This window comes from Enterobacter dykesii (assembly GCF_008364625.2).
Classification (GTDB): Bacteria; Pseudomonadota; Gammaproteobacteria; order Enterobacterales; family Enterobacteriaceae; genus Enterobacter; species Enterobacter dykesii.
In genome coordinates this window covers 1,311,408-1,325,513 of record NZ_CP126604.1, presented here as the reverse complement: position 1 = coordinate 1,325,513, position 14,106 = coordinate 1,311,408, and the positions used below count along the sequence as shown (strand labels likewise).

General features: G+C 58.2%; 16 protein-coding genes and 1 riboswitch. Of the genes, 9 read left to right on the top strand and 7 right to left on the bottom strand.

Going from position 1 to position 14,106, the window contains the following annotated elements:
- The first annotated feature begins 130 nt into the window (after positions 1-130).
- From cecR to F0320_RS06240, 5 genes are read left to right on the top strand one after another with little or no spacing between them, the layout of a single operon-like run.
- On the top strand, positions 131-808 hold the full coding sequence (gene cecR / locus F0320_RS06260; RefSeq protein WP_047650639.1) for a transcriptional regulator CecR: 678 nt from the start codon (positions 131-133) through the stop codon (positions 806-808).
- A complete protein-coding gene (gene hlyD / locus F0320_RS06255) occupies positions 805-1,800 on the top strand; it encodes a secretion protein HlyD (RefSeq protein ID WP_047650638.1) in 996 nt (331 codons plus the stop codon). Before cecR ends, hlyD begins: the two co-directional genes overlap by 4 nt.
- A complete protein-coding gene (locus F0320_RS06250; protein WP_149323889.1) occupies positions 1,793-3,532 on the top strand; it encodes an ATP-binding cassette domain-containing protein in 1,740 nt (579 codons plus the stop codon). The genes hlyD and F0320_RS06250 overlap by 8 nt, the downstream gene beginning before the upstream one ends.
- Positions 3,522-4,655 (top strand): ABC transporter permease, encoded by a 1,134-nt coding sequence (locus F0320_RS06245; protein WP_126328071.1) that lies wholly within the window; start codon positions 3,522-3,524, stop codon positions 4,653-4,655. Before F0320_RS06250 ends, F0320_RS06245 begins: the two co-directional genes overlap by 11 nt.
- Before the next feature lie 9 nt (positions 4,656-4,664).
- Entirely contained in the window at positions 4,665-5,771 is a 1,107-nt protein-coding gene (locus tag F0320_RS06240; protein ID WP_126328070.1) for an ABC transporter permease, read from the top strand.
- On the opposite strand, the gene F0320_RS06235 is transcribed toward F0320_RS06240, so the two are convergent.
- Positions 5,733-6,143: a YbhQ family protein gene (locus tag F0320_RS06235; protein ID WP_014883088.1), complete on the bottom strand. Its 411-nt coding sequence runs from the start codon at positions 6,141-6,143 to the stop codon at positions 5,733-5,735. The genes F0320_RS06240 and F0320_RS06235 overlap by 39 nt on opposite strands.
- Positions 6,144-6,276: 133 nt before the next feature.
- Here F0320_RS06235 and F0320_RS06230 point away from each other — a divergent pair, with 133 nt between their 5' ends.
- The 3 genes from F0320_RS06230 to F0320_RS06220 are packed head-to-tail and all read left to right on the top strand — an operon-like array spanning position 6,277 to position 9,235.
- A complete protein-coding gene (locus F0320_RS06230) occupies positions 6,277-7,038 on the top strand; it encodes an endonuclease/exonuclease/phosphatase family protein (RefSeq protein ID WP_023334979.1) in 762 nt (253 codons plus the stop codon).
- Complete coding sequence (clsB, locus tag F0320_RS06225) at positions 7,035-8,273, top strand: cardiolipin synthase ClsB (RefSeq protein WP_047650634.1); 1,239 nt, start codon at positions 7,035-7,037, stop codon at positions 8,271-8,273. The genes F0320_RS06230 and clsB overlap by 4 nt, the downstream gene beginning before the upstream one ends.
- A complete protein-coding gene (locus F0320_RS06220; protein ID WP_023310857.1) occupies positions 8,273-9,235 on the top strand; it encodes a lysylphosphatidylglycerol synthase domain-containing protein in 963 nt (320 codons plus the stop codon). Before clsB ends, F0320_RS06220 begins: the two co-directional genes overlap by 1 nt.
- 79 nt (positions 9,236-9,314) lie before the next feature.
- On the opposite strand, the gene F0320_RS06215 is transcribed toward F0320_RS06220, so the two are convergent.
- From F0320_RS06215 to moaA, 6 genes are all read right to left on the bottom strand, one after another.
- The gene (locus F0320_RS06215; RefSeq protein WP_024908758.1) at positions 9,315-10,022 is read right to left on the bottom strand and encodes a Bax inhibitor-1/YccA family protein; all 708 of its coding nucleotides are present in this window, start codon (positions 10,020-10,022) and stop codon (positions 9,315-9,317) included.
- A 64-nt stretch (positions 10,023-10,086) separates the two neighbouring features.
- Positions 10,087-10,539: a molybdopterin synthase catalytic subunit MoaE gene (gene moaE, locus F0320_RS06210; protein WP_126328069.1), complete on the bottom strand. Its 453-nt coding sequence runs from the start codon at positions 10,537-10,539 to the stop codon at positions 10,087-10,089.
- A 1-nt stretch (position 10,540) separates the two neighbouring features.
- Positions 10,541-10,786: a molybdopterin synthase sulfur carrier subunit gene (moaD, locus tag F0320_RS06205; RefSeq protein ID WP_023310854.1), complete on the bottom strand. Its 246-nt coding sequence runs from the start codon at positions 10,784-10,786 to the stop codon at positions 10,541-10,543.
- Positions 10,779-11,264 (bottom strand): cyclic pyranopterin monophosphate synthase MoaC, encoded by a 486-nt coding sequence (moaC, locus tag F0320_RS06200; RefSeq protein WP_047650631.1) that lies wholly within the window; start codon positions 11,262-11,264, stop codon positions 10,779-10,781. The genes moaD and moaC overlap by 8 nt, the downstream gene beginning before the upstream one ends.
- Before the next feature lie 3 nt (positions 11,265-11,267).
- Entirely contained in the window at positions 11,268-11,780 is a 513-nt protein-coding gene (moaB, locus tag F0320_RS06195) for a molybdenum cofactor biosynthesis protein B (protein WP_024908761.1), read from the bottom strand.
- Between the two features lie 24 nt (positions 11,781-11,804).
- Positions 11,805-12,794 (bottom strand): GTP 3',8-cyclase MoaA, encoded by a 990-nt coding sequence (gene moaA, locus F0320_RS06190; protein WP_023310852.1) that lies wholly within the window; start codon positions 12,792-12,794, stop codon positions 11,805-11,807.
- A riboswitch (molybdenum cofactor riboswitch) is annotated at positions 12,782-12,915 on the bottom strand. It overlaps the preceding gene by 13 nt.
- 225 nt (positions 12,916-13,140) lie before the next feature.
- Between moaA and yvcK the strand changes: the two genes are divergently transcribed.
- On the top strand, positions 13,141-14,049 hold the full coding sequence (yvcK, locus tag F0320_RS06185; RefSeq protein ID WP_126328068.1) for a uridine diphosphate-N-acetylglucosamine-binding protein YvcK: 909 nt from the start codon (positions 13,141-13,143) through the stop codon (positions 14,047-14,049).
- Positions 14,050-14,106: the final 57 nt, after the last annotated feature.

Sequence of the window (14,106 nt, the reverse complement as noted above, 5' to 3'; positions counted from 1 at the left end):
AATGTCGCGAAGGGGCGGAGTGTAGCAGCTTTTGTGACGTAGCGCATAAAATATCCCTCCGCGTTCCCTCGACGTTAGCGTGAATCAGGCATAATCTTAATCAATCGATTGATTAATTCTTAATGCCGCCATGAATACGACACCCACAACAACCAAAGGTGAACAGGCCAAAAATCAGCTTATCGCCGCCGCGCTGGCGCAGTTTGGTGAGTACGGGCTGCATGCGACCACGCGCGATATTGCCGCGCTGGCCGGGCAGAACATTGCGGCGATTACCTACTATTTTGGCTCAAAAGAGGATTTGTACCTCGCCTGCGCCGAGTGGATCGCCGATTTTATCGGCACGCAGTTTCACCCGCACGTTGAGGAAGCCACCGCGCTGCTCGGCCAGCCGTCGCCCGATCGCGCCGCCGTTCGCCAGCTTATTCTCAATGCCTGCCACAACATGATCCGCCTGCTGACGCACGACGATACGCTCAACCTGAGCAAGTTTATCTCCCGCGAGCAGCTCTCCCCGACCGTCGCCTACCAGCGGGTACACGATCGGGTGATTGCCCCGATGCATACCCATCTGACCCGGCTGATCGCCGCCTATACCGGGCGGGACGCCAGTGATACCGAGACAATTTTGCATACCCACGCCCTGCTGGGTGAAATTCTTGCCTTCCGTCTGGGCAGGGAAACCATCCTGTTACGCACCGGCTGGACACAATTTGATGAGGATAAAGCCGCGCAGATTAGCAAGGTCATCGCCTGTCACGTCGATCTGATCCTGCAAGGCTTAACGCAAAGGAGCCTGAAGTCATGAAAAAACCTGTCGCCATCATTCTGGTGGTTGTTGTTTTGCTTGCCGCCGGAGTCGGTGGATGGCTGTGGTATCAGAGCCATCAGGATAAAGGCCTGACGCTGTACGGTAACGTGGATATTCGCACGGTGAACATGAGCTTCCGCGTGGGCGGACGTCTCGCCTCGCTGAGCGTGGACGAAGGCGATGCCATTAAAACCGGGCAGACGCTGGGGATGCTGGATAAAGCGCCCTATGAAAATGCGCTGCTGCAGGCCAAAGCGGGCGTGTCCGTCGCCCAGGCGCAGTATGACCTGATGCTGGCGGGCTATCGCGACGAAGAGATCGCCCAGGCCGCCGCCGCCGTTAAGCAGGCGCAAGCCGCCTTTGACTACGCGCAGAACTTCTACGCGCGCCAGCAGGGGCTGTGGAAAAGCCGCACCATTTCCGCCAACGATCTGGAAAATGCGCGCTCGTCCCGCGACCAGGCGCAGGCCACGCTGAAGTCCGCGCAGGATAAATTAAGCCAGTACCACACCGGTAACCGCCCGCAGGATATCGCCCAGGCGAAGGCCAGCCTTGAACAGGCGCAGGCGCAGCTGGCTCAGGCAGAGCTGGATCTGCACGACACCACCTTGATCGCGCCGTCTGACGGCATGCTGATGACCCGCGCCGTGGAGCCGGGAAGCATGCTCAGCGCCGGCAGCACCGTCTTAACGCTCTCCCTGACCCGCCCGGTGTGGGTGCGCGCCTACGTTGACGAGCCGAACCTCGGCCAGATGCAGCCGGGCCGCGAGCTGCTGCTCTATACCGACGGCCGCCCGGACAAGCCGTATCACGGCAAGGTGGGCTTTGTCTCCCCTACTGCCGAATTCACGCCGAAAACCGTTGAAACACCGGACCTGCGCACCGACCTCGTGTATCGCCTGCGCATCATCGTGACCGATGCGGACGACGCGCTGCGTCAGGGCATGCCCGTCACCGTAAAAGTGAACAACGGGGAACGACATGAATGACGCGGTTATTCAGCTCAACAATCTGGTTAAACGCTTTAAGGGGATGGATAAGCTCGCGGTTGCTCCGCTGAACTGCACCATCCGGAAAGGCTATGTGACCGGGCTGGTCGGCCCGGACGGCGCCGGGAAAACCACGCTGATGCGGATGCTGGCGGGGCTGCTGAAGCCGGATGAAGGCAACGCCCGCGTGCTCGGCCTTGACCCGATCGGGGATGACGGAGCCCTTCACGCCATGCTCGGCTATATGCCGCAGAAGTTTGGCCTGTATGAAGATCTGACGGTGATGGAAAACCTGAACCTGTACGCCGACCTGCGCAGCGTCACCGGTGAAACCCGGGAGAAAACCTTCGCCCGATTGCTGGAGTTTACCTCCCTCGGCCCGTTTACCGACCGGCTGGCGGGCAAGCTCTCCGGCGGGATGAAGCAGAAGCTGGGGCTGGCCTGCACGCTGGTCGGCGAGCCAAAGGTGCTGCTGCTGGACGAGCCCGGCGTCGGCGTTGACCCGATTTCGCGCCGCGAGCTGTGGCAGATGGTGCACGAGCTGGCGGGCGACGGCATGCTGATCCTCTGGAGCACCTCCTACCTCGACGAAGCGGAACAGTGCCGGGACGTGCTGCTGATGAACGAAGGCGAACTGCTGTATCAGGGCGAGCCGACGACGCTGACGCAGAGCATGGCCGGGCGCAGCTTCCTGCTGCACAGCCCGCAGGAGTCCAACCGCAGGCTGCTCCAGCGGGTGCTCAGGCTGCCGCAGGTCAGCGACGGGATGATCCAGGGCCGCTCGGTGCGGGTGATCCTCAAAAAAGAGGCCACCGTCGACGATATTCGCCGGGCGCCCGGCATGCCTGAGATCGAGATGGAAGAGACCGCCCCGCGCTTTGAGGACGCGTTTATCGACCTGCTGGGCGGCGCGGGTACCTCAGAGTCGCCGCTTGCCGCCATTTTGCATACGGTGGAAGGCACGCCGGGCGAAACGGTGATCGAAGCCAAATCCCTCACCAAAAAGTTCGGGGATTTCGCCGCCACCGATAACGTCAATTTCGCGGTGAAGCGCGGGGAGATTTTTGGCCTGCTCGGGCCTAACGGCGCGGGAAAATCGACCACCTTTAAGATGATGTGCGGCCTGCTGGTGCCGACGTCCGGCAAGGCTCTGGTGCTGGATATGGACCTGAAGGTCAGCTCCGGCAAGGCGCGCCAGCATCTGGGCTATATGGCACAGAAATTCTCCCTGTATGGCAACCTGACGGTCGAGCAGAATCTGCGCTTTTTCTCCGGCGTGTACGGCCTGCGCGGGCGGGCGCAAAACGAGAAAATCCGCCGTATGAGTGACGCCTTCGGGTTAACGAATATTGCCTCCCACGCCACCGACGAGCTGCCGCTCGGCTTTAAGCAGCGGCTGGCCCTGGCCTGCTCGCTGATGCACGAGCCGGATATTCTGTTTCTGGATGAACCCACTTCCGGCGTTGATCCCCTCACTCGCCGCGAGTTCTGGCTGCATATCAACAGCATGGTGGAAAAAGGGGTGACCGTGATGGTGACCACCCACTTCATGGACGAGGCGGAGTACTGCGACCGCATCGGGCTGGTGTATCGCGGCAAGCTGATTGCCCACGGTACCCCGGACGACCTGAAAAACCAGGCCGCCGACGCTGAGGTTCCGGATCCGACCATGGAGCAGGCGTTTATCACCCTCATCCACGACTGGGATAAGGAGAATGACCATGCGCAGTAACGCCATTTCCTGGCGCAGGGTGCGCGCGCTGTGCATTAAAGAGACGCGGCAGATCGTGCGTGACCCCAGCAGCTGGCTGATTGCGGTAGTCATCCCCCTGCTGCTGCTGTTTATCTTTGGCTACGGCATTAACCTGGACTCCAGCAAGCTGCGGGTCGGGATTTTGCTGGAGCAGCAGAGCGAAGAGGCGCTGGACTTCACTCACGCCATGACCGGATCGCCCTACATTGACGCCACCATCAGCGACAACCGGCAGGAATTGATCCAGAAAATGCAGGCCGGGAAAATTCGCGGTCTGATCGTCATTCCGGTGGATTTTGCCGCCAATATGGCGCGCGCTGAAACCGATGCGCCGATCCAGGTGATTACCGACGGCAGCGAGCCGAACACCGCCAACTTCGTGCAGGGCTACGCGGAGGGGATCTGGCAGCTCTGGCAGATGCAGCGCGCGGAAGACCGGGGTGAGGAGTTTGAACCGCTGATCGACGTGCAGACACGCTACTGGTTTAACCCCGCAGCCATCAGCCAGCACTTTATCATTCCGGGCGCGGTGACGATTATCATGACGGTAATCGGCGCGATCCTGACCTCGCTGGTTATCGCCCGCGAGTGGGAGCGCGGCACCATGGAGGCGCTGCTTTCTACCGAAGTGACGCGCGTCGAGCTGCTGCTGTGCAAGCTTATTCCCTACTACTTCCTCGGCATGCTGGCGATGCTGCTCTGTATGCTGGTGTCAGTCTTTATCCTCGGCGTGCCGTATCGCGGCTCGCTGGTGGTGCTGTTTTTTATCACCAGCCTGTTTTTACTCAGCACGCTGGGCATGGGGCTGCTCATTTCCACCATCACCCGCAACCAGTTCAACGCCGCGCAGGTGGCCCTCAACGCCGCCTTTTTACCGTCGATTATGCTGTCCGGGTTTATCTTCCAGATAGACAGTATGCCTGCGGTGATCCGCGCCGTGACCTATGTCATTCCTGCGCGCTACTTTGTGAGCACGCTGCAAAGCCTGTTCCTGGCGGGGAATATTCCGGTGGTGCTGATCGTCAACACGCTGTTTTTAATGGCATCAGCATTGATGTTTATTGGGTTGACGTGGATGAAAACCAAACGGCGACTGGATTAAGGAGCGAACATGTTTCACCGATTATGGACGTTGATCCGCAAAGAGCTGCAATCCCTGCTGCGCGAGCCGCAAACCCGCGCCATTCTGGTGCTGCCGGTGCTGATCCAGGTTTTACTGTTCCCGTTTGCCGCTACGCTCGAGGTGACCAACGCTACCATTGCCATATACAACGAAGACAACGGCAAACATTCCGTCGAGCTGACGCAGCGCTTTGCCCGAGCGAAAGCCTTTACCCACATCCTGCTGCTGAAAAGCCCGCAGGAGATTAAGCCCACTATCGACACGCAAAAAGCGCTGCTGCTGGTGCGCTTCCCGGCGGATTTCTCCCGCAATCTGGATACCTTCCAGACCGCGCCGATGCAGCTGATCCTCGACGGGCGTAACTCCAACAGCGCCCAGATAGCCGCCAACTACCTGCAGCAGGTGGTGAAGGATTACCAGCAGGAGCTGATGGCGGGCAAACCGAAGCCCAACAACAGCGAGCTGGTGGTGCGTAACTGGTACAACCCGAATCTGGACTACAAATGGTTCGTGGTGCCGTCGCTGATCGCCATGATCACCACTATCGGAGTGATGATCGTGACTTCCCTGTCCGTCGCCCGCGAGCGTGAACAGGGCACGCTGGATCAGCTGCTGGTCTCCCCTCTCGCCACCTGGCAAATTTTCGTCGGCAAAGCGGTACCGGCGCTGATCGTCGCGACGTTCCAGGCCACCATCGTGCTGGGAGTGGGGATTTGGGCCTATCAGATCCCGTTTGCCGGTTCGCTGGCGCTGTTTTACTTCACGATGGTGATTTACGGGCTGTCGCTGGTGGGGTTTGGGCTGCTGATCTCGGCGCTCTGCTCGACGCAGCAGCAGGCGTTTATCGGGGTGTTCGTCTTTATGATGCCCGCAATTTTGCTCTCGGGTTATGTTTCGCCCGTCGAGAATATGCCGGTATGGCTACAGGATCTGACGTGGGTAAACCCGATTCGGCACTTTACGGACATCACCAAGCAAATCTATCTGAAAGATGCGAGTCTGGATATTGTCTGGGGAAGTTTGTGGCCGCTACTGGTCATAGCGGCCACGACGGGCTCAGTGGCGTACGCGATGTTTAGACGCAACATTGCGTAGCTTTTTCTCTTTGGTCAGCAGCGAGACCACCGCAGGCCCTGCGAGGATAGCCAGACCCGCCAGGGCCAGCAGCAGGTTGTTTTGCAGCACGCGCGACAGCAGCCAAAGCACAATCATCGCCGCGCCAAAATACCAGGTGGTGGTGAGCTCTTCGAGCACATCACCCACCTCGCGCCAGCGCGCTTCATGGTGGCGCTGTAAGAACAGCATCGACAGCACGGTGACGCCATAAAGGACGCATAGCCCCAGGCCAACACGCACCAGCGTGCCGCTCATCCAGCCCATCACCAGTACGGCCACGACCAGTAAATGCAACATTATCTGCCAGCAACTCAGGCCAGTTGCGACACGAACACGTTGTTGCCACTTCATGGCTTCTCTCCTGAAGGATTTTTCTCTGCTTAATCAGACTACCGCACTTTACGGAAAATTCCGTAACGCCGCATCTTTTTGTGACGCCGACTACACTTTATTTTCATTGGGATAGTCACTCAGGAAGGAGCTTATGACTCAAAAAATGCAGCATTTCTCGCTTAAGGTGCTGACGATAAACATTCATAAGGGCTTCACAGCATTTAATCGCCGCTTCATTTTACCGGAGCTGCGCGACGCGGTTCGCACCGTCAGCGCGGATATTGTCTGCCTGCAGGAGGTGATGGGCGCACACGAAGTGCATCCGCTCCACTTTGAGAACTGGCCCGACACGCCGCACTATGAATTTCTGGCCGACACCATGTGGAGTGATTACGCCTACGGCCGCAACGCGGTCTACCCGGAAGGGCATCACGGAAACGCGGTGCTGTCCCGTTATCCCATTGAACATTACGAAAACCGCGACGTTTCCGTCGGGGAAAGCGAAAAACGCGGCCTGCTTTACTGCCGCATTACGCCGCCCGACCTCGAGCGACCTGTCCATGTCGGCTGCGTTCATCTGGGCCTTCGCGAAGCCCATCGTCAGGCGCAGCTGAAAATGCTGGCCGAATGGGCCAACGCGCTTCCCGAAGGTGAACCGGTAGTGGTGGCGGGCGATTTCAACGACTGGCGACAGCGGGCAAACCATCCGCTGAAGGTAGATGCCGGGCTGGAGGAGATTTTTACGCGCGCCAACGGCAGGCCTGCGCGCACCTTCCCGGTCCGTTTCCCGCTGCTTCGGCTTGACCGCATCTACGTGAAAAATGCCCACGCCAGCAGCCCAACCGCCCTGGCGCTCCTTAACTGGCGACATCTTTCCGACCACGCCCCGCTCAGCGCGGAGATCCACCTATGAAATGTTCCTGGCAGGAAGGCAACCGGATCACGCTGCTGGTCAACGGGGACGAGTATTACCCGGCCGTGTTTAAGGCGATTGATAACGCTCAGCAGAAGGTGATCCTTGAAACCTTTATCTGGTTCGAAGATAACGTCGGCAAACAGCTGCACAGCGTGCTGCTGCGCGCTGCCCGGCGCGGCGTCAAAATTGAAGTATTGCTTGATGGCTATGGCTCGCCGGACCTCAGCGATGCGTTCGTCAATGAACTGACCTCCGCAGGCGTGGTGTTCCGTTACTACGATCCCGGCCCTCGCCTGTTCGGTATGCGCACCAACCTTTTCCGTCGGATGCACCGCAAAATTGTGGTGGTGGATGAGACGGTGGCGTTTGTCGGCGGCATTAACTACTCCGCTGAGCATATGTCCGACTACGGTCCGGAAGCAAAGCAGGATTACGCGATCCGTATTGAAGGCCCCGTGGTGCAGGACATCCTGCTATTTGAGCTGGAGAACCTGCCGGGTAAAGAGGCCGTTCGCCGCTGGTGGAAACGCCGCCATCGTCCGGAAGAGAACCGCAAGCCTGGCGAAGCGCAGGCCCTTTTCGTCTGGCGGGATAACGGCGAGCACCGGGACGACATTGAACGTCATTATCTCAAGATGCTCGCCAACGCGAAGCGCGAAGTGATTATTGCTAACGCCTACTTTTTCCCGGGCTATCGTCTGCTGCACGCCATGCGCAATGCGGCCCGACGCGGGGTTCGCGTGAAGCTGATTGTGCAGGGCGAGCCGGATATGCCGATTGTGAAGGTTGGCGCGCGTTTACTCTATCGCTATCTGGTTAAAAGCGGCGTGCAGATATATGAATATCGCCGCCGTCCGCTGCACGGCAAAGTCGCTGTAATGGATGACCACTGGGCAACCGTCGGTTCCAGTAACCTCGATCCGCTGAGCTTATCGCTTAATCTGGAAGCGAACCTGATCATCCACGATCGTCAGTTTAATCAGACCCTGCGCGATAACCTTCAGGGGCTTATCGACAAAGACTGCGTGCGTGTCGATGAATCCATGGTGCCGAAACGCAGCTGGTGGAACGTTGGCATCGGCGTGGTGGTGTTCCACTTCCTGCGCCACTTCCCGGCGATGGTCGGCTGGCTGCCGGCGCATACGCCAAAGCTGGCGCAGGTGGATCCGCCGGTACAACCCGAAATGGAAACCCAGGACCGCGTTGAAGCGGAAGATGGAGGCAAACCCTGATGTCGAAATCGCATCCGCGCTGGCGGCTGGCAAAAAAAATCCTCACCTGGCTGTTTTTTATTGCGGTCGCGGTTCTGCTGGTGGTCTACGCGCAGAAAGTAGACTGGGAAGAGGTGTGGAAGGTCATCCGCAACTATAACCGGATGGTGCTGCTGGGCGCTGTGGGGCTGGTTATTGTCAGCTACCTGATGTACGGCTGCTATGACCTGCTGGGCCGCGCATACTGCGGCCACAAGCTGGCCAAACGTCAGGTAATGCTGGTGTCGTTTATCTGCTACGCCTTTAACCTGACGCTGAGCACCTGGGTCGGCGGCATTGGCATGCGCTATCGCCTTTATTCGCGGCTCGGCCTGCCGGGCGGGACCATCACGCGCATTTTCTCGTTAAGCATCACCACCAACTGGCTGGGCTATATTCTGCTCGGCGGCGTGATCTTCACTATCGGCGTGGTGCAGCTACCCGCGCACTGGTATATCGATGAGGCCACGCTGCGCATTCTGGGCATCGTGCTGCTGCTCATCATCGCCGTGTATCTATGGGCCTGCGCCTTTGCTAAACGCCGCCATATGACCATCAAAGGGCAAAAGCTGGTATTGCCCTCATGGAAGTTTGCAGTGCTGCAGATGGCGGTCTCCAGCGCCAACTGGATGGCGATGGGGGCCATTATCTGGCTGCTGATTGGCGAGGACGTGAACTACTTCTTCGTGCTGGGCGTGCTGCTGGTGAGCAGTATTGCGGGCGTCATTGTGCATATTCCGGCGGGGATCGGCGTGCTGGAGGCGGTATTTATCGCCCTGCTGGCCGGGGAGCATGTCTCTCAGGGAACGATTATCGCGGCCCTGCTGGCGTACAGGATGCTTTATTACTTCCTGCCGCTGGCGCTGGCAACGGTCTGTTATCTGGTGCTGGAGAGTCGGGCGAAGAAGCTGAGGGCGAAGAACGAGAAGGCGTTGGCGAAATAAAAGCAAAACGGCAACCTTGTTGCTGTTTTTAGTGTTTGTTCCCTCTCCCGTGGGAGAGGGTCAGGTTGAGGGTCGGTATTTAACGACGGTTGCCGAAAATACGCAGCAGCATCAGGAACAGGTTTATGAAGTCCAGATATAGCGTTAGCGCGCCCAGAATCGCGTATTTGCGCAGGTTTGAACTGTCGCGTACGTCGATCTGCTCGCCGATGTTTTTCAGCTTCTGGGTGTCATACGCCGTCAACCCAACGAAGATCACCACCCCGATGTAGGTCACGGCCCACATCAGCGCTTCGCTCTTCAGCCACAGGTTCACCAGCGACGCCAGCACAATCCCAATCAGCCCCATAAACAGCATGCTGCCGAAGCCACTCAGATCGCGCTTCGTGGTGTAACCGTACAGGCTCATCGCACCGAACATCCCGCCGGTGACCACGAAGGTGCTGGCGATGGAGGAGTAGGTGTAAACGATGAAAATGCTGGAAAGCGTCAGCCCGGTTAGCGCCGAATAGAGCATAAACAGCGTGGTCGCCATTCCGGCACTCAGCTTTTGCACCAGACCGGACAGCACAAACACCAGCGCCAGCTGCGCAATAATCAGCCCAAAGAAGGTGATTTTGCTCGAGAAGATAAACATCATCAGTTCAGGCGTGTTCGCCGCATACCACGCGATAAACGCGGTAAGCAGCAGGCCAACCGTCATCCAGCCGTACACCTGAGCCATATACGTCTGCAGGCCGCTACGGGTCTGCTGTACTATTGAATCGGAACGCGGAAATCGGTCCATGATTCACTCCTGATTAAGTTTAAGTAGACACACACGTTAAGATTAACACATCCACGTAAACCGACTACCAACGGCTGGCGGCTTGTTTATCGCTGTCGCGAGATTCCACCCAGCGCTCACCTTCCGGCGTGGCCTCGCGCTTCCAGAACGGCGCTTTGGTTTTGAGGTAATCCATAATGAACTCCCCTGCCGCAAACGCGCTGCTGCGGTGCGCGCTGGTCACCCCGACGAAGACAATCTCCTCGCCGGGCCACATCTCGCCGATGCGGTGAATCACCGTGACGCGCCCGAGCGGCCAGCGGCCTCGCGCCTCGTCAACAATCTCCGTCAGCGATTTCTCGGTCATCCCCGGATAGTGCTCCAGCGTCAGCGCCTTCACGCTGTCGCCGAGGTTGTGGTTGCGCACCTTGCCGGTGAAGGTCACGACCGCGCCGTCTTCATCACGCTCCGCCAGCCAGCTGTACTCTGTCCCTACGTTAAAACGCTCGGGACTCACCAGAATTCGGGTTTCAGCCATCTTAGCCCCCCGTAACCGGCGGGAAGAAGGCCACCTCATCCCCTGCGTTCAGCGGATGGGTGAATTCCACCAGGGTCTGGTTAACGGCGGCCAACAGCTTGCCTTCGTCGAGCGCCAGCGCCCAGCGGTCGCTTTGTGCCGCGAGATGCGCGCGCAGGGCGGCGACGTTTTCGAAGGACGCATCCAGCGTCAGGCTGTCGGTATTCACCAGCTCGCGCACCTGCGCAAAAAAGAGCACCTTAATCATGGCTGTCCACCTTAAAATCACCGGATTTGCCGCCGCTTTTTGCCAGCAGGCGAACCGGGCCAATCACCATATCTTTCTGCACCGCTTTGCACATGTCGTAGATGGTCAGCGCGGCGACTGAGGCCGCCGTCAGCGCCTCCATCTCCACGCCGGTTTTGCCGGTTAAGCGGCAGAGTGACTCAATTCGCACGCGATTATGCTCCGGCTGCGCCTGCAGGTTCACTTCCACCTTGCTCAGCATCAGTGGATGACACAGCGGAATGAGTTCCCAGGTCCGCTTGGCAGCCTGAATACCGGCGATGCGGGCGGTGGCAAAGACGTCGCCCTTGTGGTGGCTGCCGTCGATAATCATCGCCAGCGTCTCCGGCAGCATGGTGACGAACGCTTCCGCGCGCGCCTCGCGCACCGTTTCCGCTTTGGCGGAGACGTCCACCATATGCGCTTCGCCGGCGGCGTTGATGTGGGTCAGTTGTGACATAGCTTATTTCTTTAAATGGGGATGGAAATTACACGGACGGGTACGGGCGTCCAGCTGCGGGGCAATGATGTTTTCCCACGCGGTGCGGCAGGCTTTGGTCGAGCCCGGCATAGCGAAAATCAGGGTTTTGTTAGCCACCCCGGCAACGGCGCGCGACTGCAGCGTGGAGGTACCAATCTCTTCAAAGGAGAGCATGCGGAACACTTCGCCGAAGCCTTCTACCTCGCGGTCGAACAGCGGGATCAGCGCTTCAGGGGCCTGATCGCCCGCGGTAAAACCAGTGCCGCCGGTGATTAGCACCACCTGCACCTCATCGCTGGCAATCCACTGCGAAACCTGAGCGCGAATGGCGTAGCGGTTCTCCTTCACGATCGCTTTATCGACGATGTGATGCCCCGCGTCATGGGCCGCCTCGCGCAGCCAGTGACCAGAGGTATCATCCTCTTCGCCACGGCGGTCGGAAACGGTAAGGATAGCAATACGTGTCGGGATAAATTCTGCGCTTACCTGACTCATCTTCTGATTCCTTCTTAAGCCTGATTACCCGCCGATGTAGGACAGGTTCTGAGTAATACCGGTATTGCCCTGATGCAGGAAGTGGGTCTGTTTTTTATGCGTCAGCGCGTCAGAAATGCGTGCTTCAAGCGCGGCCTGCTGCGCATCGTCTTCCAGCAGATCGCGAAGATCCACGCCGCCGTCGCCGAACAGGCAAAGGTGGAGCTTGCCAACGGAGGAGACGCGCAGGCGGTTGCAGCTGGCGCAGAAGTCTTTCTCATAGGGCATGATAAGCCCAATCTCACCCTCATAATCCGGGTGACAGAAGACCTGCGCCGGGCCGTCGCTGCGCTGGCGGATTTGGTGGATCCAGCCGCGTTTCAGCAGTTCGTCGCGCAGCACCATGCCGGAGATGTGATGGCGACGGAACAGTTCGCTGCCCTCGCCAGTTTCCATCAGCTCGATAAAACGCAGCTGAATGGGGCGGGATTGGATCCAGGCCAGGAAGGTGTCCAGTTGGTGATGGTTCACATCACGCATCAGTACCGTGTTGACTTTGACCTTCTCGAACCCGGCCGCAAATGCCGCGTCGATGCCGTCCATGACCTGCTGAAATTTATCCTGGCCGGTAATGGCGTGGAACTGACGGGCGTCCAGGCTATCGACGCTGACGTTGATCGCCGTCAGCCCCGCATCGCGCCAGTTCGCCACGTCACGCGCCATGCGGTAACCGTTGGTGGTCACGGCAATCTGGCGGATACGTTCATTTTCACGCACGGCGGCAATGATGTCGGGAAAATCGCGGCGTAGGGAGGGTTCGCCGCCGGTCAGACGCACTTTTTCGGTGCCGAGCTCAGAGAAGGCGCGCGTGACGCGGCGCACTTCATCCACGGAGAGAAAGCCGTTATTGGTGACGCTGCCCGGTTTGTAGCCATCGGGCAGGCAGTAGGTGCAACGGAAGTTGCACACATCGGTAATCGACAGACGTAAGTAATAAAACTTACGCGCGAAAGCATCAGTAAGTTGTGAAGCCATGTACACCTTTCCAGATCGGGAGGCACAGTCATTTCTTTCTGTACCCTGGTGGCAAATTCGCCACGGCCAGAGCGCCATATCTTTCGACACAGGCACAAGGGCTAGAGTGTATGTTTTCAATTTTGAAAACGTGGTTAGGGCGATAGTAGCGCGGAAATTCTGACGACGCCATTATCGCTTCACGCTATATAATTATCTATATAGCGAATCGATCCTGCATTTTCGCTACAGAATACCTAAAAACCGCATTTTCACATTGATATACGTCATTTTGCATCGGGTGAGGCATCGTCTTTTAGGGGTAGTTAGGTTACTGTTACGCGATCGAACGTGATAAGGAATACGTATGCGCAATCGCACTTTTGCGGATCTTGACCGAGTGGTCGCTCTTGGCGGAGGACACGGCTTAGGCCGGGTTATGTCCTCTTTATCGTCACTCGGCTCAAGGCTGACAGGGATAGTGACCACCACCGATAACGGCGGCTCAACCGGGCGTATTCGTCGTGCCGAAGGCGGCATTGCCTGGGGAGACATGCGCAACTGTCTGAACCAGTTAATTACCGAGCCAAGCGTCGCGTCGGCGATGTTTGAGTACCGTTTTGGCGGCAATGGCGAACTTTCCGGGCATAACCTCGGAAACCTTATGTTAAAGGCATTGGATCACCTGAGCGTACGGCCTCTGGAAGCCATTAACTTAATCCGTAACCTGCTCAAAGTGGACGCATTCCTGATCCCCATGTCTGAACAACCGGTTGACCTGATGGCAATCGATGCCGAAGGGCATGAAGTTTACGGCGAGGTGAATATTGATCAGCTCCTCCTGCCGCCAGCGGAGTTAATGACCTACCCGAGCGTACCCGCCACGCGAGAAGCGGTGGAGGCCATTGGGGAAGCGGATCTTATCCTGATCGGTCCGGGCAGTTTTTACACCAGCCTGATGCCGATTCTGCTGGTGAAAGAGCTGGCGCAGGCGCTGCGCCGCACTCCTGCCCCAATGGTTTACATCGGTAACCTGGGACGTGAGCTGAGCCCGGCGGCAGCAAGCCTGTCGCTGGCAGACAAACTTGAATTAATGGAGCAGTACGTCGGTAAAAAAATTATCGACGGTGTCGTGGTGGGGCCGAAGGTGGATGTGTCGGGTATTGGCGACCGCGTGGTGGTGCAGGAGCCGCTGGAAGCGAGTGATATTAAATATCGCCATGACCGTCACCTGCTGCGCGAGGCGCTGGAGAAGGCGATTCAGGCGCTGGGTTAGGTTCGTTTTGTGCGGCCTGATGCCCTCTCCCATAGGGAGAGGGAGAAAACAACGCTT

Bases quoted from the DNA above. Each gene is read 5' to 3' on its own strand.
- cecR (WP_047650639.1), top strand. From the start codon at position 131: ATGAATACGACACCCACAACAACCAAAGGTGAACAGGCCAAAAATCAG.
- hlyD (WP_047650638.1), top strand. From the start codon at position 805: ATGAAAAAACCTGTCGCCATCATTCTGGTGGTTGTTGTTTTGCTTGCC.
- F0320_RS06250 (WP_149323889.1), top strand. From the start codon at position 1,793: ATGAATGACGCGGTTATTCAGCTCAACAATCTGGTTAAACGCTTTAAG.
- F0320_RS06245 (WP_126328071.1), top strand. From the start codon at position 3,522: ATGCGCAGTAACGCCATTTCCTGGCGCAGGGTGCGCGCGCTGTGCATT.
- F0320_RS06240 (WP_126328070.1), top strand. From the start codon at position 4,665: ATGTTTCACCGATTATGGACGTTGATCCGCAAAGAGCTGCAATCCCTG.
- F0320_RS06235 (WP_014883088.1), bottom strand. From the start codon at position 6,143: ATGAAGTGGCAACAACGTGTTCGTGTCGCAACTGGCCTGAGTTGCTGG.
- F0320_RS06230 (WP_023334979.1), top strand. From the start codon at position 6,277: ATGACTCAAAAAATGCAGCATTTCTCGCTTAAGGTGCTGACGATAAAC.
- clsB (WP_047650634.1), top strand. From the start codon at position 7,035: ATGAAATGTTCCTGGCAGGAAGGCAACCGGATCACGCTGCTGGTCAAC.
- F0320_RS06220 (WP_023310857.1), top strand. From the start codon at position 8,273: ATGTCGAAATCGCATCCGCGCTGGCGGCTGGCAAAAAAAATCCTCACC.
- F0320_RS06215 (WP_024908758.1), bottom strand. From the start codon at position 10,022: ATGGACCGATTTCCGCGTTCCGATTCAATAGTACAGCAGACCCGTAGC.
- moaE (WP_126328069.1), bottom strand. From the start codon at position 10,539: ATGGCTGAAACCCGAATTCTGGTGAGTCCCGAGCGTTTTAACGTAGGG.
- moaD (WP_023310854.1), bottom strand. From the start codon at position 10,786: ATGATTAAGGTGCTCTTTTTTGCGCAGGTGCGCGAGCTGGTGAATACC.
- moaC (WP_047650631.1), bottom strand. From the start codon at position 11,264: ATGTCACAACTGACCCACATCAACGCCGCCGGCGAAGCGCATATGGTG.
- moaB (WP_024908761.1), bottom strand. From the start codon at position 11,780: ATGAGTCAGGTAAGCGCAGAATTTATCCCGACACGTATTGCTATCCTT.
- moaA (WP_023310852.1), bottom strand. From the start codon at position 12,794: ATGGCTTCACAACTTACTGATGCTTTCGCGCGTAAGTTTTATTACTTA.
- yvcK (WP_126328068.1), top strand. From the start codon at position 13,141: ATGCGCAATCGCACTTTTGCGGATCTTGACCGAGTGGTCGCTCTTGGC.